The organism is Paenibacillus sp. WG02 (genome assembly GCF_055396115.1).
This window is the reverse complement of the sequence record NZ_AP036016.1, coordinates 6,581,731-6,601,905: the sequence shown is the minus strand read 5'-3', so window position 1 is coordinate 6,601,905 and position 20,175 is coordinate 6,581,731. Positions and strand designations below refer to the sequence as shown.

The following is a 20,175-nucleotide window of genomic DNA, read 5'->3' as shown; positions in this document are numbered from 1 at the left end:
GAATACGATCATTCTTCCTTAATTGAGAGGATGTAGCGCATGGTTGATTTCATGGGGAACCAATCAAAAACGGGAAAGCCAATTGCTTCGGAACTAAAGCTGCTCACAAGCCATGAGCTGTATCATCAATTGTTTGGCTGCGCACTCATCGCAATGGGAATCGTTAGTCTGGACGGCAGGATACTCAGGGTGAATACATCATTTTGCCGCCTGTTAGGCTACACAGAGGAAGAATTGATTGGTCTTCCTATTCAAGAGATTTCTCATCTTGAGGATGTGGCAATCTTTGAAGAACTATGTAAACAGACCCTTCGTGGCGAGCTGGTATCTTCTCAAAAAGAGAATCGCTATGTCCACAAGGATGGCTCCATGATATGGGGGATGGTTCAAGTTTCCATTGTTCGTGATACGGATGCCTGTCCTAACCTTGCATGGATTCAGATTCAAGATGTATCAGAAAGAAAGCATTTGGAGCAAAAGCTTGAGGAAAGCATGCGCAGCTATCAATCCCTGCTGAATCAAAACCAAAATCAACTCATTCTAAATGCCGTCTCAGAGGGCTTGTTTGGCATCGATGAGCATTTTGGCACTACGTTTTGGAATAAAGCGGCGGAGTGCTTAACGGGTTACACCTATGAAGAAATGGCGGGAAAGAATCCATATCTCGTTTTGACACGTGCTTATGGATCTGATGAAGATTTGCAAATCAAGAATGAAACAGTTTTATATCGAACGATGCTAGAAGGGGTTTGTGAGTGTTCAAACGAGATCTTTTACAAAAAAAATGGAGACTCGTTTCCGGTTGAATATATGACTTCTCCGATCTTGGATCAAGATCAAATCATAGGAGTTGTCCTATCATTCATTGATATTACTGAGCGGCAGCGCACAGAAGAGCTGCTCCACAGGTCAGACAAGATGTCCCTTATCGGGCAGCTTGCTGCTGGGGTTGCTCACGAAATTCGTAATCCATTGACAACGCTCAAAGGCTTTATGCAATTTCTGCAGCAGGGTGCTGCAAATAAGAAAGAATACTACGATATTATGATGTCCGAACTAGAACGGATCGAGCTGATTACGACTGAAATGCTCGCTCTGGCTAAGCCGCAATTCATACACTACCAGCCCAAATGTATCGAGAACATTATCCAAAGTGTTATGACCTTGCTTGAAACACAGGCCATTATTAATAATATTCAATTCGCTGTCGTTATGGAGAATCATCTGCCGCTTGTTCTTTGTGAGGAAAATCAGATGAAGCAAGCCTTCATTAATTTGCTCAAAAATGCGATGGAAGCAATGCCAGATGGCGGACAAATCGATATTCAACTATGTTCAATTAAAGACAAGGCTGTTCGAGTATTGTTCCAAGATAGAGGGCATGGGATACCGCATGATGCACTGGCTAGACTTGGAGAGCCTTTCTATACAACGAAGGAAAAAGGGACTGGGCTTGGCATCATGATTACAAATAAAATCATTGAGGATCATCATGGCCAGTTTGTTGTTGAGAGTAAAGTGGGAGAAGGAACGGTTGTCAGTGTGACGCTTCCTATTACCTATAGTGAGCAGTAAGAGGAGGCTAATTTGTGAAAAACCGGCTCTATATTGGCGGATATTTGTTAGTCGCGATATTCGTAAGCTTTTACGTAAAGCCGTATGCTGTATGGATTTGTTTACTTGCCTCACTATTGCTGTTAGTCGTGCTGTTTAGAAAGGGTGGAAGTTCACAATCCTTAAAAAAGGACATGTCGCGAGATCACACTTATTTGAATGTGCTTGATTCCTTATTCGAGCACAATCCGAATGCGATTGGAATTTTTGATCAAGCGGGCAAGTTTATTCGGATTAATCTAGCCGCAGAAACGATCCTAGGCTACTCCGTAGATGAGCTGCTTAATCAACCATTTATCAGCTTTGTTACACAAGAGCAGTTGGAGCGGACAAGCAGCCAGCTTGAACAAGTGAAAAGCGGGACTCCTGTTACCTTCGAAACAGCTGTCATTCATAAAAGCGGCTACCGAGTGGATTTGAACGTTACCGCTGTTCCTGTTGATTTGCAGCCTAATTCCAAAGGCAATATACTGATTTGCCAGGATATCACTGAACGTAAGCGCGGCGATGAACAAGTTCGCTATATGGCTTATTATGATGATATGACAGGTCTGCCAAACAGGCGAATGTTCAGAGATAACTTGAATGAGCGGCTAAGTATTTCCAAATCCATTGGCCAAAAGGTAGCAGTCTTCTATTTGGACATCGATCGCTTCAAGCTGGTCAATGACAGCTTCGGGTATGATTATGGAAACATGCTGCTGCTGCAGCTGGCGGAGCGTTTCACGAGATGTGTAACGGACAATGATTATTTGGCCCGCACCGAAGGCGATGAATTTGCCTTTTTCTATACGAACGTAGCCGATTCTAATGACGTAATTGCGGTTATAGCAGAGATTAATCGTGTCCTCGAAAAGCCGTTTCTTTTAGAACAATATGAATTACATGTAACAGCTAGTATCGGCGTTGCGATATCCTCGGATGATGCCGATGACGCGGATATACTTATGAAATATGCAGACATTGCTTTAGCCAGAGCCAAAGAGAAGGGGCGCAACGACTTTCAGATCTTCAATACGGACATGAAGTCCGTTTCAATAAATCGACTCAAGCTGGAGAGTGAGCTTCGCAGGGCGATTGTCGGGGATGAGTTCGTCTTATACTATCAACCACAGGTCGACATTGAGACGGGGCGTATTGTCGGTGTTGAAGCTTTGATACGGTGGGATCATCCGGAGAAAGGCCTCATTTCCCCAAACTATTTCATTCCCTTTGCTGAAGAGTCCGGATTGATCGTTCCGATCGGTGAGTGGGTACTGCGCGCTGCATGTAAGCAAAATAAAGCATGGCAGAATCAAGGGTATCCGATGATGCCGATATCTGTGAATCTGTCTATGCGGCAATTTTTCCAGCATAATCTTAAAGGCAAGATCAGACATGTTTTAGAACAAACAGGACTTGATCCGCAGTATTTGGAGCTTGAAATCACCGAAAGCATGACAATGGATGTTGATCATGCCATTCAGTCCTTGCTAGAGCTTAAGGAGTTAGGTGTGAATGTAAGCATTGATGATTTTGGAACAGGCTACAGCTCGCTGTACTACTTAAAGAAATTTCCGATTGATAAGCTGAAGATTGATCGTTCCTTTGTTCGAGATATCATGGTGGATCCGAATGACGCGGCTATCGTGGCCACGATTATTGCGATGACGCACCATCTGAACTTGAAGGTCATTGCAGAAGGCGTAGAAACCGAAGATCAACTGCATTTCCTGCATGAGAATCGCTGTAATGAGGTGCAGGGGTACTGGTTTAGTCCACCCGTAAGTGCGAATGAACTAGAAAAAATGCTAAAATCGGGTATTCCGAACGCTTCAGCTGCGTCTGTTCATGCCAAATAAAAGCAAGAGGGTATCCTTATTCTAGGATACCCTCTTGCTTTTGTTTAAAATGCGACATAATCATCAATTTCATTCAATTTGAATAAGTAGACCTTCTTCTCATCTACATGATACACCGATACATTTTGATTACTGCTATCAAAATTCAAAATACGACAAGGAAGATTAAGCTTGATTCCTTGTCCTTTGATCACCGTTAAACGGATTAACGTATTATTCGCTTTGAAACTTTCCAATTGCTCAATAATTTTATCTGAAGCTCCATTATTGGTGGTGGCTTTCGCCGGAACTGTTTCCTTTGAAGGTGGGACAGCAGCCGTCTTTTTACTTGGTTGTAACGGAGGGGGGCTCTCATTTTTCGTGTTAAGTTCAATCAACTTGCCAAGTTGAATGCCTTTAATGATCTGGTAATCCTTGACTGTATCCACATTCAGAAGATGAAGGAGCTTTTCCATGGCAAGGCCATTGGTGGCCTCTTCAATCAAAATTTCGACGGTAAATAGATGTCCATTCGGACTTGTGTTTGCTTTCCCTTGACTCATAAAGCCTCCTTGCGGCCAAAAACTACTCTTGCACTTACTATATCATGATATCATGCCCAAAAATAGCTTGCTTTTTACATGAATCTGGGAATTCACCTGAAATTTTTCAACCTTTCTTACACCGTACTAGCCGAGCGCGCATATACTACCGTAAGACTGCGAAGAGGGACTGTGCAGAGCATGATGCGCGTAGAACCCATTCTCCTTGAAGGACATACAGCAATTGCTATAGAAGTTAAACTGCCGAAAACAACGCTGCTGGTTGTGACTACGGACAAAGGTTACATTATGTGTGGCGCACTCGATGTTGCGCTGCTCAATGAACGCTTAAGGGACAGGAATATTGTGGCGGCACGGGCAACGGGGGTTCGCACGATTGAGGAACTTCTGGAAGCGCCGCTTGAATCGGTAACACACACCGCAGAGGATTTGGGCATTGTTGCTGGGATGACAGGAAGGGAAGCCATTTTGAAAATGATGTAAAGGTATTTTGAATGATAAAATTAGAGCGCTGGGGATCTTAGGATCTCGGCGTTTTTATTTATTTGAGCATGCATGATGACCAACCAGCTTTCATACCTTTGTGCATATATCTAAATATGTGAAAAATGAGTCATTTTCAATATAATTCTAACAAATTTCCTTAACAAAGGCGTTGTTATTTTATTGACCAAGTGTTAAAATATGATTCGTCCATTACATAGAACGGGGGAATAATTTTGAAAAAAATAATGTTTTTATTACTAAGTGCAGTTTTAGTTGTTGCTCTAGCAGGTTGTGGTTCTAAGGGAGCTAGTGGTACGAAGTACAAATTTGCTACTGATGCTGCCTATGCACCAATGGAATATATGGATAAAGATAAAATGACAGGCTTTGATATCGATTTTCTTGCAGAAGCGATGAAGGAAGCAGGTCTTTCCTACGAGGTAGTGAATACAGGTTGGGATACCATGCTAACAAGTGTGAAGCAAGGTAAAGAGTTTCAAGGAGGAATTTCCAGCGTATCAATTACAGATGAGCGTAAACAAACTTACGATTACTCCATCCCTTATTTTGAATCTACGAACATGATTCTTGTTAAAGAAGGCAGCCCGATCAAAAGCGCAGCAGACTTGAAAGACAAGAAAGTAGCTGTTCAAATTTCTACAACGGCGGATACGCTGATGAGCAAAATTATGGGTGAGAAGAACCCATCTTTAAAACGACTGGATAATAACACATTAGCTTTAATGGAGCTTGAAAATAACGGTGTAGATGCAGTTGTTGCTGATATTGCGATAGTTCGTGAATATGTGAAAAATAATCCGAATAAGAAATTCACTACGATTTCTGATCCGAAAAACTTTGAGTCTGAGTACTACGGTATTCTGCTTCCAAAAGGCAGCGAGCTTAAAGCGAAGCTAGACCCAGCAATCAAGAAAATCATTGAGAATGGTGCATATGCAAAAGTGTACAAAAAATGGTTCGGCCAAGAGCCAGATACTAAGAAATTACTTGAACAAAAATAATAGGCCAACAGCATGCGTGACTTCAACCTTGCGCATGCTTTTGTTCTGTAAAGGCAGAATAAGTTAAGAAAGGAAGTGTGGAATGGATTTTCGTTTTGACATCATTATTGAATATATACCTTTATTACTGAAGGGTACGCTTTGGACCATTGGCATATCCATTCTTTCCATCCTCTTAGGCTCGGTTTTAGGGTTGGCTGTTGGGTTGGGTAAAATGTCTCACCGTGGCTACCTAAGATGGCCAACTAGTATTTATGTAAACTTCTTCCGCGGCACACCGTTGCTGGTTCAAATATTACTCGTCCACTTTGGGGTTGTTCCGTTATTCTTAGGAACGACTAATGCGATTGTCGCATCAATCGTTGCTTTATCTCTGAATTCAGCAGGCTACATGGCCGAGATTTTCAGAGCTGGTATTCAATCCATCGATAAAGGCCAAACAGAAGCCGCGCATTCGCTAGGTTTGACCCATTATCAAACCATGAAATCGGTTATTTTGCCTCAGGCGATTAAACGTATGATTCCTCCATTTGGGAACGAATTTATCGTGCTTATTAAGGACTCTTCCCTGTTCGCTGTCATTGCAGCGCCAGAATTGATGTATTGGTCCAATGCGATGCGCAGCCAATATTTTAAAGTATGGGAACCTTATTTGACAGCAGCTCTTATTTATTTCATTCTCACTTACTCTCTAAGCAAGCTGCTTGCTTATCTGGAAAGGAAAGTGTAGAGCTATGACCGCTATGATTGAAGTGAGAAATCTTAAAAAATCGTTCGGGGATAATGTCGTCCTGCGAGATATTAGTGCAGACATTCAGAATCAAGAGGTTCTTGTTGTGATAGGACCTTCCGGATCAGGGAAATCGACATTTCTACGTTGTTTGAACCTGCTTGAACAGCCGGATAGCGGCAGTATCTTGATTGAAGGTAAATCGATTATGGATCCGATGAATAAGATCAATGAGATCCGTATGGAACTCGGTATGGTTTTCCAACGATTTCATTTGTTCCCGCATATGAAGGTCATTGATAATATCATGTTAGCACCTCTTCAAGTGAGAAAATGGCCGGAAGATAAAGCACGTAAGAAAGCGCTGGAGCTTCTTGATAAAGTAGGGCTGGCGGATAAAGCCAATGCCCTTCCAGACTCGCTTTCTGGCGGTCAGGCGCAGCGTGTTGCTATTGCACGGGCGCTTGCTATGGAGCCGAAGATTATGCTGTTCGATGAGCCTACATCAGCTCTTGATCCTGAGATGGTTGGGGAAGTGCTTGCTGTCATGAAGCAGCTCGCCAAAGAAGGGATGACCATGGTTGTCGTCACACATGAGATGGGCTTCGCTCGCGAGGTCGGCGACCGCGTAATGTTCATGGAACAAGGCGTTATTGTCGAAGTAGGAAAGCCAGAGCAAATCTTTGAAAATGCCAAGCAGGAACGCACGAAATCATTTTTGTCTAAAGTGCTATAGCACTTTTTAAAAGCATAGAAGCAAGCAGGGAGGATCACATGTTGATCCTCTTTTTTATTTGTATCTTTTTGGCAAAAGATAGATTTATAATGAAGTTAACTATCTTGTATTGAAAATAAAGGTGTTTTATTCCATCCCTTCAATTCATTCATTTAAGCGCTTCCAATGAGGTGTATTTCTCTTTCCATGCCTGGTCATTTCGATTCCAATTCTAAAGAGGTGCTAGCTTTGAAAACGTATGAAGAACAAGTACCCATGGTGCAAGCAATTGGCGTTACGCGTGTTTTTGGGAAAGGATCGGGAGCTGTTCACGCATTGCGTGGAGCTGATTTAAGTATTCCTAGAGGCAGATTAGTCGCATTGCGCGGGAGATCCGGATCCGGTAAAACAACGCTGCTTAATATATTAGGGGCGCTCGACCATCCGTCGGAAGGTACGGTTTATTTAGAAGGGATGGAGATTAGCCGTCTATCCGAGTCCAAGCGCAATGAAGTCAGGCGGAAGCAGATCGGTCTTATTTTTCAATCCTTTGCCTTGGTGCCTCATATGTCCGCCTACGAGAATGTAGAGTTTGGATTGCGCATTTCGGGTATTCACCCCAATCAATACAAGCGTTTGGCCGAAGAGGCATTAGATTTCGTTGGATTGAAGCCGAGAATGAAGCATCGTCCCTACGAACTTTCTGGCGGAGAACAGCAGAGGGTTGCGATTGCTAGGGCCATAGCGCACAAGCCGAAGTTAATTTTGGCAGATGAGCCTACAGCTGAGTTAGATAGTAGAATGGGACTCCAGGTGCTTAAGCTGTTCAAGGATTTGGTACAGGAAGGAATGACTATTATTTTGACCACGCATGATCTCGCAATTATGGAAATTGTAGATGAAGTGTATGCATTGGAGGATGGTACCATTGTCGATGAAGGTTAATAAATTCGTTTCCCAGCTTGTTCTAATAACAAGTGCAGTGCTTTTATTAGCAGGTTGCTCGCTGCTGCCCAAAGAAGAGGAAGCGCTTAAACCGCCTTTAGTCAAACCGGTGAAAGAAAATTTCGACCTTTACGAAGTGAAGAAAGGCAGTATAACGAGGAAGGTCAGTGTTGTTGGGACTTTTAAGTCCAGCAGCACGACCAACTATTATTTTAAAGAGTCAGGTCATCGGTTAGCAGCATTGCGCGTTAAACTAGGCGACACTGTTAAGCCTGGGGATGTGCTTGCCGAACTGGAAAAGGGCGATTTGGAAACCCGGATTGCTCTCCAAAAACTGAATCTGGAGAAGGCCCAGATTGCTAGCGTGCAAACGAGGCAGGTTGATCCCGACCAAGCGCTGCTGAATCGTTTGAAAGCCATAGATGTTGAAGCCGCGCAGCTTCAATTGGCAGCCCTCCAAGACCAACTGGACAAGACGATGCTGACGGCCGATTCCGCGGGAGTTGTAACTTACTTAACCGATGCACAGCAGGGAGCTGTCGTGGATGCCTTCAGTACGCTTGTAGTCCTCGCTGATCCTACAAAGCTGCAGCTATCTTACGAATCTACAGATACAGGTGCTCTCTCTGGTATTGAAGTTGGCATGGATGTTGAAGTGAAGATCGGATCCTCTGGAAATAAAATACAAGGTAAAGTGCTGCGAACGCCTTCAAGTTCTCCTCCAACCGACAATAAAGCGCAAGCTGAAAGAAATGCTAAAACGATCATTGTTGGCGTTCCCGATGGAACCGAAGGAGCGGTGATCGGTGCATCCGGAGACATAACGATTATCGTTGAGAAAAGAGAAGATGTCATCGTCATTCCAAGAACAGGTCTTCGGAGCTACCTAGGCAGAGATTACGTTCAAGTGTTGGTTGGTGAAAGTCGAAAGGAAGTCGATGTAGAGAAAGGGCTTGTAACACCGACGGAAGTGGAAATCCGAACCGGTCTAAAGGAAGGTCAGAATGTTATTTTAAATAACTAGCATTCTTTAGGAGGAAAGCAATGGCTTTATTTCTGATGATTCTCCGTAAAATGGTCAAAAACCGCTGGCTGGAGCTTAGTTTATTAGTAGGGCTTATTATATCTGTCGCACTTGCTAGCTCAATGCCCATTTATACACACGCCATTTTACAGCGCATGCTGATCAAAGATTTGGAAGTTCTACAAACCAACACGCAGCAATATCCAGGGAATGCGTATAATTCTGCCTACTTAATGGGAGAAAACGGAGATCAACTTTTAGCGGAAACAGATGCCTTTATGGCAGAACAAAGCCAGCAGTTTGGCTTGCCGATTCTCCTATCCACGATAACGCGCAGCACCGTAAATTTCGAGCTTACACCTAGCGATCCAAGTAAAGTAGATCCTAAAGTGAACCGGTCTGCTGAATTAACAGCCATGTCAGAGTTGGAAAAGCATATTCGCATCGTTGACGGTGTCATGCCTTCTACGGAACCTGTGGATGGTGTTTATGAAGCGTGGGTATTTCCTGAACTGTTGACGCAATTAAAAATCGTACTAGGCAATGAATTAACCATCGTTAACAAAGAATTAAAACAAAATATTCGAATAAAGCCGGTTGCTGTCATCGATCGTGCCGATTATGCGGATCTTTATTGGACGAATAATATGAGCGACTCGCGCACAAAATTTTTCCTTCCCTTTGGCTTATTTGAGAAAGATTTTACGAAGAACAAAAGTTTTCCCAACACATTTTCCTATTGGAATTACATGCTGGATTATCATCAATTGAAGTTGGAAGGACTTGAAGCCTACGCCAACACTCATGCAAGGATAACCAGCTTTTTAAGCAGTCATTTCAATACATATACGGTCAAAAATTCAGCGATTACCACATTGAAATTGTATTGTGAGAAAGAGAAAAAGCTCAGAATTATGCTGTGGTCGCTTAATGTACCCATTAGTATTTTATTGGCCTTCTATTTATTCATGGTTGCCAATTTGATTACAGAACGACAGAAAACAGAGATTGCCGTGCTGCGCAGCAGAGGAGCTAGCCGGACTCAGATTCTTCTGGGATATGTGTTAGAAGGTATTTTATTAGGAGGAGTTGCCCTTCTAGTCGGCCCTCTTATTGGCCTGCAATTAACGAAAATATTGGGTGCATCGAATGGATTCCTATTGTTTGTCCAACGCGCAGCGATGGAGGTCAAGCTGAATAAGGAGGCTTATCAATACGCTTTAATTGCCGTAACCGCATCGGTCGGTATGACTCTTATTCCCGCTGTACTCGCCACACGCGCTACAATTGTTAGCCATAAACAAACGATGGCGAGGAAGAACAAGCTCTCTTTTGTACATAAAATGTTTCTCGATGTTGTCTTATTGGCCGTTTCTATTTATTTATTACAAAGCTTTAACCGACGGATGAATGATCTGGTAGCCTTAGGTCTTGACTCTATGGACATGAAAGTAGATCCACTTCTTTTCGTAGTCCCGGCTTTGTTCATTTTCGCCATGGGCCTGTTCCTACTGCGGGTATACCCATGGGTCATTCAGCTGCTCTATCTCATCGGCCGAAAATGGTGGCCTCCCTATTTGTATTCAACGCTGCTCCAAGTTGCCAGATCAACCACACAATATCAATTCATTATGCTGTTTATCATCATGACACTTGCAACGGGATTGTTTAGTGCCAGCGCAGCGAGGACGATGAACAAAAATATTGAAGAGAAGATCCGTTATAAGAATGGGGCGGATATTGTTCTGCAAACCAAATGGGACAATGATGCACCGCCTCCGCAGTCAGGGCCGTCTGGCTTTCCGGGGGAAGCGAGTTCGGTCCCTCTCGTGAAGAAGCGTGTCCAATATACGGAGCCTCCGTTCTTGCCCTTTACACAGTTGGCTGGCGTAGAATCAGCGGCTCGGGTGTTTAATAAGAAAGATGCTTATTTCGCGCTTGGCAAAGAAACGAAAAAAACAGCATTCATGGGCATTGATACCGATGAATTTGGTCAAACGGCCTGGCTCCGCGACCATTTGCTCGATCATCACTTTTATGAGTATTTAAACCTACTTGCTGGAAATTCCAAAGCCGTGCTGATTTCCAAGTCGATTGCAGAGGAAACTGGAGCTAAAATTGGCGATGTGGTGCACTTAGGATGGAGTGATATAGAGGGAGCAACTTGTGTTGTGTATGGGATTATTGATTATTGGCCGAGCTGGAATCCCAATCCGATCTTAACCGCAGGGACCAAAACTGGGAGCAGCTCTGACTCGACGAAGCAAAGTAAAGTGGATGCACCGAAGCTAGTTGTTGGGCACCTGTCCTACATTCAAAATAACATGGCTGTAGAGCCGTATGATGTCTGGCTTAAGCTAAAACCGGATATGACCAGTCAAGCTTTGTATGAGGAATTAGAGCTTAAACATATCTCCCTCTCAAGTTTGATAGATACGAAACAAATGTTGGTTCTCTCCAAGAATGATCCATTCCAACTGGCTGTGAATGGCGTTATGACGCTTGGTTTTCTGATTGCGATTGGCATAAGCTTTATTGGGTTTCTCCTGTATTGGGTGCTTTCATTGTCCGGAAGGATCTTACAATTCGGTGTGCTTCGGGCGATGGGTATTTCTTTTGCGCAGCTGATTGGAATGCTTGTCGCTGAACAATTATTAACTTCTGGCGCAGCTGTTCTAATAGGCATGATTACGGGGAATACAGCCAGTCGATTGTTTGTTCCGCTATTCCAATTAACTTTCGATTCATCCAGTCAAGTGCCGCCTTTTCAAGTGAGCTTTGATCCGAAGGATCAGCTGCATTTGTACGTTATTGTCACTGTGATGATAGGGGCGGGTCTGCTCCTACTCGGCACGATGCTGTCCAGAATTAAAATTCATCAAGCCGTGAAGCTTGGGGAGGATTAAGGATGATTCACTGTGAAAATCTAGTTAAAATTTATAAAGCGGCTGACATTGAAGTCGTCGCTTTACAAGGGCTTGATCTCCACATTGAGGAGGGAGAGCTGATGGCGATTATCGGCAACAGTGGCAGTGGCAAATCGACGCTGTTGAATATGCTGGGAGGGTTAGATCGACCTTCGGCAGGCAATCTCCATGTAGATGGGAAGGATTTGTTGAAATTTAAAGAATCCGATCTGGTGAAGTATAAAAGAGAAACCGTGGGCTTCGTCTGGCAAAATAATGCACGCAACCTGATTCCCTATTTGACAGCTTTAGAAAATGTAGAGCTGCCCATCCTGCTGCAGGGACGACGCAAGCGCCATCGAGCATTAGATTTACTGGAAGCTGTAGGTTTGAGCCACCGAAGAAGAAATAAGCTAAATGAGCTTTCTGGCGGTGAACAGCAGCGGGTGGCAATTGCTATTGCGCTGGCAAATCAGCCGAGGCTCTTGCTTGCTGATGAACCGACAGGGTCAGTTGATACGAAGATGGCAAATCAAATTCTCGATCTGTTCCGAGAGCTGAACCGCAGCTTCGGTTTAACGGTTGTAATCGTTACACATGATCCGCTTCTAGCTAAGAAAGTAGACCGCGTCGTTGCGATTCGTGACGGTAAAACCTCCTCGGAGATACTGCGGCGCAAATCATATCAAGAGGAATTGCTGGAGCTTGAGCAAGGTATCATTGCAGCTGATGGCGATTCTCATGTCGAATATGCGGTCATTGACAAGGCAGGTAGACTGCAAATTCCAGCTAACTTCCTAGAATCTATTGGCGCTTCTACTACGAATAAAGTTCGCGTTGCGATGGAAGATGGACGAATTGTCCTTCTTCCGCCAGACTAATCTTGAAAAAGGCCGTTCTAGCTATGAGTATCCACAGTCTATCGAAAATGGTATAGAAAAAAATCCTAATATGTTATATTGACTTTACCTAGATATTTCCATTAGAATAATTGTATACTATTCCAGTGGGGATTATAGGATTTATCCGTTTCAGCTCTAATTCAATTTATTTTTATCCTAGGAGGCATGTGCAATGTCAGATTCAGAACGCCAATATTTACCGGAAACGCTAGCAATTCATGCAGGTCAACAGGTTGATCCGACAACCAATTCAAGGGCTGTACCGATTTATCAAACGACATCCTATTTGTTTAACGATACGGACCATGCTGCAAATTTATTTGCGCTCAAAGAATTCGGCAATATTTATACGCGTATTATGAACCCTACGACCGATGTATTTGAGAAGCGGATTGCCGCGTTGGAAGGTGCCCCAGCCGCTCTTGCTGTAGCATCAGGGCAGGCAGCTATCACCTTCTCAATTTTGAACATTGCAGAGGTCGGAGATGAAATTGTTTCAGCTTCTTCCTTGTATGGCGGTACATATAATTTATTTTCAAATACATTGGCTAAACTAGGCATTAAAGTGAAATTCGTTGATCCGAGCAACCCGGAAAATTTCCGAGGAGCGATTACGGACAAGACCAAAGCCATTTATGCGGAATCGATCGGTAATCCTAAGGGGGATATACTCGATATTGAGGCTGTAGCAGCTATAGCACATGAAAATGGCATTCCTTTAATTATTGATAATACATTCCCGAGTCCTTACCTGCTTAGACCGATTGAGCATGGGGCCGATATTGTTGTTCACTCTGCAACCAAGTTCATTGGTGGACACGGAACTACTATTGGCGGAGTTATTGTAGACAGCGGTAAATTTGATTGGGCTGCAAGCGGTAAATTTCCTGGTTTGACGAAGCCTGATCCAAGTTATAACGGTGTCGTATATACCGAAGCTGTCGGTCCAATTGCCTACATCATTAAAGCACGGGTTCAGCTGCTTCGAGATTTAGGCGCTTCATTATCCCCTAATAGTGCGTTCCTATTATTACAAGGTCTTGAGACGCTGCATTTGCGTTTGGAACGTCACAGCTCAAATGCGCTTAAGGTTGCTGAATATTTAGAGTCACATGACTCCGTAGAGTGGGTTAGTTATGCGGGCTTAGAAAGCCATCCTTCCTATAAGCTTGCTCAGAAGTACTTGCCGAAGGGTCAAGGCGCTATCTTGAGCTTTGGTATCAAAGGCGGTATTGATGCAGGCAAGAAGCTGATACATGCTGTAAAACTATTCTCACATTTAGCGAATGTTGGAGATTCCAAGTCGTTGATTATTCATCCGGCAAGCACGACGCATGCACAATTGAATGAGCAGGAACAAGTATCTGCGGGTGTGTCTCCAGGACTTATTCGATTGTCCGTTGGTACGGAAGCGATAGAGGATATTATCTATGATTTGGAACAAGCGATTGCATCAAGTCAAGGCTAGAAGAGCAAAGGAATTATTTTACGAATGATAAACTTGTAACCTTAGACGAATACGCATAAAATAAGAAGGTTGTAATCTAGGCTCAAAACCTAAAATTACAGCCTTTTTCATTTGCGATGCAACTTTTGCATGAGCTCAGAAGTCTATTTCTATGTAAGTTTTTTTATTAGTTGAGGAGGCATTCCAAAGATCATGAACAACAAGATGACATACTCACTCGCCATATTTGTGGCGTTATCTATAGCATCAGGATGCAGTAAGGGGGAAGTAGCTCCTTCGGTTAGCCCTGCTGCGACGGCTACTCCACCGGTTAGTGCGGGAAGTCCTACACCTTCTCCGAGCCCTTCTCCATCGCCTTCCATTACTCCGAAACCCTCAAATACTCCTACGGCTTCCCCATCAACTTCAGCTGTTCCGCCAAAGAGTGGAGCTATTCAAGTTGTAGCCAAACCAGAGAGTATAACTGTTCTAGTAAATAAGCAAAATTCATTGCCTTCTAGCTACGAGCCGACGGATTTGGTATACCCCGATATCCCTTTTACTTTTGCTGAGAAAAATGAAAAACGCAAAATGCGCAAAGACGCTGCCAGCGCGATCGAAAAGCTTTTTGCTGGAGCTGATAAGGATGGCATCCACCTTGCTGGCGTTTCGGCGTATCGCTCTTATGCGACGCAGAAATCTATTTTCCAGCGTTATGTGCTTAAAGATGGCGAGGAGAAAGCCAAAATGTACAGCGCTGTTCCTGGAACGAGTGAGCACGAAACTGGGCTAGCGATAGATGTAACGGGCAGTGACGGGAAGTGCGCGGCGGAAGATTGCTTCGGTGGAACCAAGGAAGCGAAATGGCTTGAAGCACATGCGGCGGAGAATGGTTTTATTATTCGTTATCCCAAAGGAAAAACATCGATTACCGGTTATCAATACGAGCCATGGCATATTCGCTATGTGGGTATAGATGTTTCGAAAGAACTAGCAGCCAAAGGCTTGACAATGGAAGAGTATTACAATGCGATTCCTGTAACCAAGTAATGAAAGATGTCACTATTTTGTACCTCTATCTGTCGCTAATTCGAAATTTATCAAGATGTTATGGCATGTTACAATGAGACCAAGTCACTTATTTGGAGGTTAACATGATTAGAGTAGCGATGTTAAGTTTTTGGCACGTGCATGCAAATGACTATGCAAAACAGGTAGAGGGACATCCGGATACCCAGATTGTTGCGGTTTGGGATGAGCTTCCAGAACGTGGGCAAGATGAGGCTGCGAAGCGTGGAGTGAGCTTTTACTCAGATCTAGCAGAGTTATTAGCGAATAAGGAAATTGATGCTGTTGTTGTGGATACACCGACCAACCTACACAGAGACGTAATGATCGCTGCTGCGAAGGCAGGTAAACATATTTTCACAGAAAAAGTTATTGCACCAACCTTACATGAAGTGAATGAGATTCTGAATGCTGTTAATGAAGCGGGTGTGACCTTGACCGTTTCATTGCCTCGTTTGAATCCAACGTATACGTTAGCGATTCAAGAAATTGTCCAAAAAGAATTATTGGGTCAGATTACACTCGTTCGAACACGCTTATCACACAATGGCGGCATTTCCACGAATGAAAATCCGAACGGTTGGCTGCCAGCGCATTTCTACAATGCAGAGCAATGTGGCGGAGGCGCCCTAATTGATCTCGGTTGTCATCCTATGTATTTAACTCGTTTATTGTTGGGTCTTCCTGAAGCTGTAAGCGCTTCTTATGGCTACGTAACAGGCAGAGAAGTTGAAGATAATGCTGTAGCAACACTTCAGTATGCAAATGGAGCATTAGGCATCGTTGAAGCTGGTTTTGTGAACGCAGTATCGCCGTTTGTGATTGAAGTTCACGGTACGGATGGCAGTGTTCTTTATTCCGACCATGACGGAAGAGTCTTGCTTCGTACGAGAAAGCTTGCAGAGGCAAGCACGCAATGGGTAGCCTATGAGAACGGACCAGAAGCGAAGCCATCTGCGTTTGATCAATGGGTAGCGCATATTCAAAATGGGACTAAAGCAGTTGAAAATATTGGGCTAGCAGTGGATCTCACGAAGCTGATGGAAGCTTCTAATCGTTCCGTTGCAGCCAAACAGCAAGTGCGACTTGATTCTCTAAACCAGTAATTTTAGCAGGTAGGAAAGGAGGGCTACAGATGAGCCAGCCATTTTACTTTGAACCCATGGTCGAGAATCCAATGGCATTGGATCGCTTGGAGTTAAGTTTCAGGTGGGGTTCTTATGGACTTCGGGTACTGCGCTGTCATCTGACTTCCTTTCCTGCAGGAACGATCATAGATTTTCATCAACATTCCGAGTATGAAATTCATTACATCCCCTATGGCAAAGGCCGGGTAATACTGGACGGGGTCACGCATCCCCTGCAAGAAGGCATGCTTTATGTGACGGCACCAGGCGTTAGTCATCGCCAAGAGGCCGATGAGCGGGAAGCGATGGGCGAACTTTGTCTGCATGTGGATATCGTTAAGCTGGATCAAGATGAAGATGAGCGAGGTTCTAGGCCCGTCTCTGAAGCATGGGGAGAAGCTTGGGAGATTGCTGAGGCAGATGCATGCTTAAGACAACTGAGCGAGCTTCCTCATGTTCCTGCATTAGACCGACAGGAAGCCATGAAGTGTTTTCTTGTCGCTTATGAAGCCTGGCGAAGCAATCAATTAGGGCAGTACACGATCATTAAGCAATCCATTGTGCAAATGCTGTTAAGAACAGTGGGGGCCTATAAGGCGGACCAGCAGGGGTTGAACCTGCCTGCACGCGATATGAAGAGCTATAGGTATCAGCTTGCTATTCAGTTTATTGAGGATAACTTCCGTCGTCCACTGACGCTTGAAGGCGTAGCTGAACGCTTACAGATCAGTTCAAGGCAGCTTCAGCGCATCTTCAAAGAGCAGGCGAGCATCTCGTTCAGCGAATACTTGGAACAAGTGCGTTTGAAACACGTTTGCAGCGAACTGCTTCAAACCTCGTTGACCCTTGACAAAATTGCGGAAAGCAATGGCTTTGCATCAAGTAATTATTTGCATTATGTCTTTAAGAAAGCACATGGTGTCACGCCGAATCAATATCGTGATCAACAATTAAATCCTGTTTAAAAGAATAAGGCTGTTCCCTCGTAGAGTTGTCTACGCAGGGAACAGCCTTATTTTATGGAATATAGAAGTCCGTCGATCCAATCATCCCATCTGGTCATACATATAGGTGTCTTAATCGAAATCCAATCGACACGGATGCTCATTTGAGGTTGCTGGATGAATGAATTCCTATTCTCAGTTGAGTGATGTTGTAAAAAGTGCAACAATTAGTGCCTTGATTCCGCTGAGCTTCCTGCGTTGTTGCATAATGGAGACCGTCGATTCATTCGACCCATCTTACTCCACATAGATTTGTCCTAAACCGGGATCAATCGTCATATATGCAGAGTTTTGGTTGCTAGATGATTGAATTCATATTAGTTGTTGAATGATGTTGTAGAAAATGCAACATTGGTAACAACAACGAAAGCCCATCGATCTCCATGACGCTACTTAACGACCTAATTAAAATTTTGGAGTTAATCTTAGGTTTCTATTCGAACAACTTCCGCAAGTTTTCCGTATAAGGAGCTTGTATAATACCTTTTTCGGTAATGATGGCTGTCACATATTCGTTAGGTGTCACGTCGAAGGCTGGATTAAACACTTTCACCCCAAGTGGAGCTGTACGTTTCCCAAAGCCTTGCGTAATCTCATCCTCATGACGCTCTTCAATGGGGATGTCTCCTCCCGTAGGCGTATTCAGATCGATCGTGGAGAGAGGGCTCGCCACGTAGAACGGAATGCCGTGTGCTTTCGCCAGCACGGCTACGCTGTAGGTGCCGATTTTGTTGGCTACGTCACCGTTAGCCGCAACACGGTCTGTCCCTACGATGACAGCCTGGATCCAGCCCTTCGACATGACCGCGCCGGCCATGTTGTCACAGATCAGCGTCACGTCAACGCCGGCTTGATGCAGTTCAAAGGCGGTCAACCGTGCGCCTTGCAGCACGGGCCGGGTCTCATCGGCGAACACTTTGATGTTCATGCCTTTTTCCTTAGCCAAGTAGAACGGCGCTAGCGCCGTGCCGTACTTGGCTGTCGCTAAGCCCCCGGCGTTGCAGTGCGTCAGCACGCCGAAGCCATCCTCGAACAGCGTCAGCGCATGTTCGCCGATCAGGCGGTTCGTCTCCTCGTCCTCGGCTTGAATCTTCTGCGCTTCGTCCAGGAGAGCTTCCTTGAAGGCAGCCGGGCTTCCACCAGCAGCTGCCAAAGCTACGGCCTGCGCTCGCATGCGATCGAGCGCCCAGAACAAGTTCACAGCTGTCGGACGCGATGTCGCCAGGTAATCCGCTTGCTTCTGGACTTCCGCCAGAAGCCCGTCGAGCGGAGCATCCACTTCACGGATGCCGAGGTAGACCCCATACGCGGCGGCGATTCCTATCGCTGGTGCGCCGCGAACCTTCAAATGCCGGATCGCTTCCCACACCTCTATCGGTGTCTCCAACGGCAAATACACAATCTCTTCCGGCAGCAGCCGTTGATCGAGCAGATCAAGCTGCTTGCCATTCCAACGCAAGGATTGCAAGGCACCTTGATTCTCAAGGTTTTGCACGTCTAAATTTTTGTTGTTTGTGTTTGTCATAGGACAAGTCCTCTTTCTGCAGTAGATTCTTGGGTGGCGATGGCAATAAGCTCATCGATGGATTTCACTTGACGATTAGTACGAATGAATGAAGTGCCAACGGCTAATGCCAAGCGCTGTGCACGCTCTCTTGCAGCTGCATCTTCGATTTTATCAATATCAGCCACATGTGCAAGTCCCACAATGCGGCGCACCATTTTGGCTCCGGCGAATCCGACTGTGTCTTGAAGCAAATTGGCCATGAAGAAGTTTTGATAGCCAGGCGTTTGGAATACACGATCTACACCATGCTCATCCCATAAAGCGCGGAAATTCGTTTCGAAATGAGTCCATACGTCTTTCACTGTTTGAAGCAAATACGCGCGATAGGAATCACGGCTCTCACTATCCGTACTCCAGCCCTCTTGAGCAGCGAAATTGAGGAGCAGGTTCGCGAGAACTGCACCGATATCGAAGCCCATCGGCCCATAATAAGCGAACTCTGGATCAATAACCTTCGTGGAATCGGGTTTGATAAAGATACTTCCTGTGTGCAGATCGCCATGAAGGAGCGCTTGTGCACTCGTAAGGAATTTGTTGCGAAGGATAGCTACCTCAAAGTGAAGTTCGCTGTCCGCCCAAAGCTGTTCTGCCGCATCGCGGATGTGCGCTTCGATATTATTCGTATCTGCATCGCGGTACGGATCATCGAAGATCAAGTCCTCAGTAATTTTACAAAGCTCGGGGTTGATGAATCGGCCTTGCTGGATTTTCTTTTCTTGTTGGTTTTTGCCTAGATCGGAAGTGAAAAATAACGTATTTGCTAGAAACCGACCGATATGCTCAGCAAAGAGCGGGTACTGGTTATGTTCAATTAGCCCTCTGCGCATAATGACATGATCGCTCAAATCTTCCATCACGGTAAGCGCCAAATCAGCATCATAGGCATAAACGTGAGGTACAAGGTCAGGATTCAGGCCTTCTTCAATCAAAAGCGCTTCACTTTCAATTCGTGCACGGTCCAGCGTTAACGGCCAGGATTCACCGACAACTTTGGCATAAGGAAGGGCTTGTTTTAAAATAATACTCTTTCCTGTAGCTGTTTCCGATATGCGAAAAACGAGATTTAAGTTGCCGTCGCCGATTTCATGACTAGTTAAGTCTGAGCCCGGTTGAAACAGATTTGGAATTTGACGTGCGTATTCAATAGCTTGAGCTTCACTTAAAGGATGATATTTGGACATATAGTAACCTCCTATGATTCATTGGATTTAATTCCAACTAAATTACTGTGTTTT

Annotated in this window: 17 protein-coding genes; 14 read left to right on the top strand and 3 right to left on the bottom strand. The window is 44.6% G+C overall.

The window, feature by feature from the left end; genetic code table 11:
• Positions 1–39: 39 nt before the first annotated feature.
• The gene (locus ACBP55_RS29975; RefSeq protein ID WP_464646864.1) at positions 40–1,575 is read left to right on the top strand and encodes a PAS domain-containing sensor histidine kinase; all 1,536 of its coding nucleotides are present in this window, start codon (positions 40–42) and stop codon (positions 1,573–1,575) included.
• A 14-nt stretch (positions 1,576–1,589) separates the two neighbouring features.
• Positions 1,590–3,455 carry a sensor domain-containing protein gene (locus ACBP55_RS29970; RefSeq protein ID WP_464646863.1) on the top strand — a complete coding sequence of 622 codons (1,866 nt, stop codon included), beginning with the start codon at positions 1,590–1,592 and terminating at the stop codon, positions 3,453–3,455.
• Positions 3,456–3,499: 44 nt separating this feature from the next.
• Here ACBP55_RS29970 and ACBP55_RS29965 read toward each other — a convergent pair whose 3' ends face one another.
• Positions 3,500–3,997, bottom strand: a complete 498-nt coding sequence (locus tag ACBP55_RS29965) for a hypothetical protein (RefSeq protein ID WP_464646862.1) — start codon at positions 3,995–3,997, stop codon at positions 3,500–3,502.
• A gap of 180 nt (positions 3,998–4,177) precedes the next feature.
• Between ACBP55_RS29965 and ACBP55_RS29960 the strand changes: the two genes are divergently transcribed.
• The 12 genes from ACBP55_RS29960 to ACBP55_RS29905 all read left to right on the top strand — a co-directional run bounded on the left by ACBP55_RS29960 (position 4,178) and on the right by ACBP55_RS29905 (position 17,334).
• Positions 4,178–4,480, top strand: coding sequence for a YunC family protein (locus ACBP55_RS29960; protein WP_029194411.1), 303 nt, complete (start codon positions 4,178–4,180; stop codon positions 4,478–4,480).
• Between the two features lie 236 nt (positions 4,481–4,716).
• Complete coding sequence (locus ACBP55_RS29955) at positions 4,717–5,505, top strand: transporter substrate-binding domain-containing protein (protein ID WP_464646861.1); 789 nt, start codon at positions 4,717–4,719, stop codon at positions 5,503–5,505.
• An 82-nt stretch (positions 5,506–5,587) separates the two neighbouring features.
• Positions 5,588–6,235 carry an amino acid ABC transporter permease gene (locus tag ACBP55_RS29950; RefSeq protein WP_464646860.1) on the top strand — a complete coding sequence of 216 codons (648 nt, stop codon included), beginning with the start codon at positions 5,588–5,590 and terminating at the stop codon, positions 6,233–6,235.
• Positions 6,236–6,248: 13 nt separating this feature from the next.
• Positions 6,249–6,971, top strand: coding sequence for an amino acid ABC transporter ATP-binding protein (locus tag ACBP55_RS29945; RefSeq protein WP_029194408.1), 723 nt, complete (start codon positions 6,249–6,251; stop codon positions 6,969–6,971).
• Positions 6,972–7,226: 255 nt separating this feature from the next.
• Positions 7,227–7,895 (top strand): ABC transporter ATP-binding protein, encoded by a 669-nt coding sequence (locus tag ACBP55_RS29940; RefSeq protein WP_173187405.1) that lies wholly within the window; start codon positions 7,227–7,229, stop codon positions 7,893–7,895.
• Positions 7,885–8,919 (top strand): efflux RND transporter periplasmic adaptor subunit, encoded by a 1,035-nt coding sequence (locus ACBP55_RS29935; RefSeq protein WP_464653444.1) that lies wholly within the window; start codon positions 7,885–7,887, stop codon positions 8,917–8,919. The genes ACBP55_RS29940 and ACBP55_RS29935 overlap by 11 nt, the downstream gene beginning before the upstream one ends.
• Before the next feature lie 20 nt (positions 8,920–8,939).
• Positions 8,940–11,825, top strand: coding sequence for an ABC transporter permease (locus tag ACBP55_RS29930; protein ID WP_464646858.1), 2,886 nt, complete (start codon positions 8,940–8,942; stop codon positions 11,823–11,825).
• Between the two features lie 2 nt (positions 11,826–11,827).
• The gene (locus tag ACBP55_RS29925; RefSeq protein WP_173187290.1) at positions 11,828–12,706 is read left to right on the top strand and encodes an ABC transporter ATP-binding protein; all 879 of its coding nucleotides are present in this window, start codon (positions 11,828–11,830) and stop codon (positions 12,704–12,706) included.
• A gap of 193 nt (positions 12,707–12,899) precedes the next feature.
• Positions 12,900–14,195, top strand: coding sequence for a homocysteine synthase (locus ACBP55_RS29920; protein WP_464646856.1), 1,296 nt, complete (start codon positions 12,900–12,902; stop codon positions 14,193–14,195).
• A gap of 192 nt (positions 14,196–14,387) precedes the next feature.
• Positions 14,388–15,224, top strand: a complete 837-nt coding sequence (locus ACBP55_RS29915) for a M15 family metallopeptidase (RefSeq protein WP_464646854.1) — start codon at positions 14,388–14,390, stop codon at positions 15,222–15,224.
• Positions 15,225–15,328: 104 nt separating this feature from the next.
• Entirely contained in the window at positions 15,329–16,348 is a 1,020-nt protein-coding gene (locus ACBP55_RS29910; RefSeq protein ID WP_464646852.1) for a Gfo/Idh/MocA family protein, read from the top strand.
• A 29-nt stretch (positions 16,349–16,377) separates the two neighbouring features.
• Positions 16,378–17,334 carry an AraC family transcriptional regulator gene (locus tag ACBP55_RS29905; protein WP_464646850.1) on the top strand — a complete coding sequence of 319 codons (957 nt, stop codon included), beginning with the start codon at positions 16,378–16,380 and terminating at the stop codon, positions 17,332–17,334.
• A gap of 472 nt (positions 17,335–17,806) precedes the next feature.
• On the opposite strand, the gene mtnA is transcribed toward ACBP55_RS29905, so the two are convergent.
• Together mtnA and mtnK are read right to left on the bottom strand one after the other, a co-directional pair.
• Positions 17,807–18,898 carry an S-methyl-5-thioribose-1-phosphate isomerase gene (gene mtnA, locus ACBP55_RS29900; protein ID WP_464646848.1) on the bottom strand — a complete coding sequence of 364 codons (1,092 nt, stop codon included), beginning with the start codon at positions 18,896–18,898 and terminating at the stop codon, positions 17,807–17,809.
• The gene (gene mtnK / locus ACBP55_RS29895) at positions 18,895–20,121 is read right to left on the bottom strand and encodes an S-methyl-5-thioribose kinase (protein ID WP_464646846.1); all 1,227 of its coding nucleotides are present in this window, start codon (positions 20,119–20,121) and stop codon (positions 18,895–18,897) included. The genes mtnA and mtnK overlap by 4 nt, the downstream gene beginning before the upstream one ends.
• Positions 20,122–20,175: the final 54 nt, after the last annotated feature.

Bases quoted from the DNA above. Each gene is read 5' to 3' on its own strand.
- ACBP55_RS29975 (WP_464646864.1), top strand. From the start codon at position 40: ATGGTTGATTTCATGGGGAACCAATCAAAAACGGGAAAGCCAATTGCT.
- ACBP55_RS29965 (WP_464646862.1), bottom strand. From the start codon at position 3,997: ATGAGTCAAGGGAAAGCAAACACAAGTCCGAATGGACATCTATTTACC.
- ACBP55_RS29960 (WP_029194411.1), top strand. From the start codon at position 4,178: ATGATGCGCGTAGAACCCATTCTCCTTGAAGGACATACAGCAATTGCT.
- ACBP55_RS29950 (WP_464646860.1), top strand. From the start codon at position 5,588: ATGGATTTTCGTTTTGACATCATTATTGAATATATACCTTTATTACTG.
- ACBP55_RS29945 (WP_029194408.1), top strand. From the start codon at position 6,249: ATGATTGAAGTGAGAAATCTTAAAAAATCGTTCGGGGATAATGTCGTC.
- ACBP55_RS29940 (WP_173187405.1), top strand. From the start codon at position 7,227: ATGGTGCAAGCAATTGGCGTTACGCGTGTTTTTGGGAAAGGATCGGGA.
- ACBP55_RS29935 (WP_464653444.1), top strand. From the start codon at position 7,885: ATGAAGGTTAATAAATTCGTTTCCCAGCTTGTTCTAATAACAAGTGCA.
- ACBP55_RS29930 (WP_464646858.1), top strand. From the start codon at position 8,940: ATGGCTTTATTTCTGATGATTCTCCGTAAAATGGTCAAAAACCGCTGG.
- ACBP55_RS29925 (WP_173187290.1), top strand. From the start codon at position 11,828: ATGATTCACTGTGAAAATCTAGTTAAAATTTATAAAGCGGCTGACATT.
- ACBP55_RS29920 (WP_464646856.1), top strand. From the start codon at position 12,900: ATGTCAGATTCAGAACGCCAATATTTACCGGAAACGCTAGCAATTCAT.
- ACBP55_RS29915 (WP_464646854.1), top strand. From the start codon at position 14,388: ATGAACAACAAGATGACATACTCACTCGCCATATTTGTGGCGTTATCT.
- ACBP55_RS29910 (WP_464646852.1), top strand. From the start codon at position 15,329: ATGATTAGAGTAGCGATGTTAAGTTTTTGGCACGTGCATGCAAATGAC.
- ACBP55_RS29905 (WP_464646850.1), top strand. From the start codon at position 16,378: ATGAGCCAGCCATTTTACTTTGAACCCATGGTCGAGAATCCAATGGCA.
- mtnA (WP_464646848.1), bottom strand. From the start codon at position 18,898: ATGACAAACACAAACAACAAAAATTTAGACGTGCAAAACCTTGAGAAT.
- mtnK (WP_464646846.1), bottom strand. From the start codon at position 20,121: ATGTCCAAATATCATCCTTTAAGTGAAGCTCAAGCTATTGAATACGCA.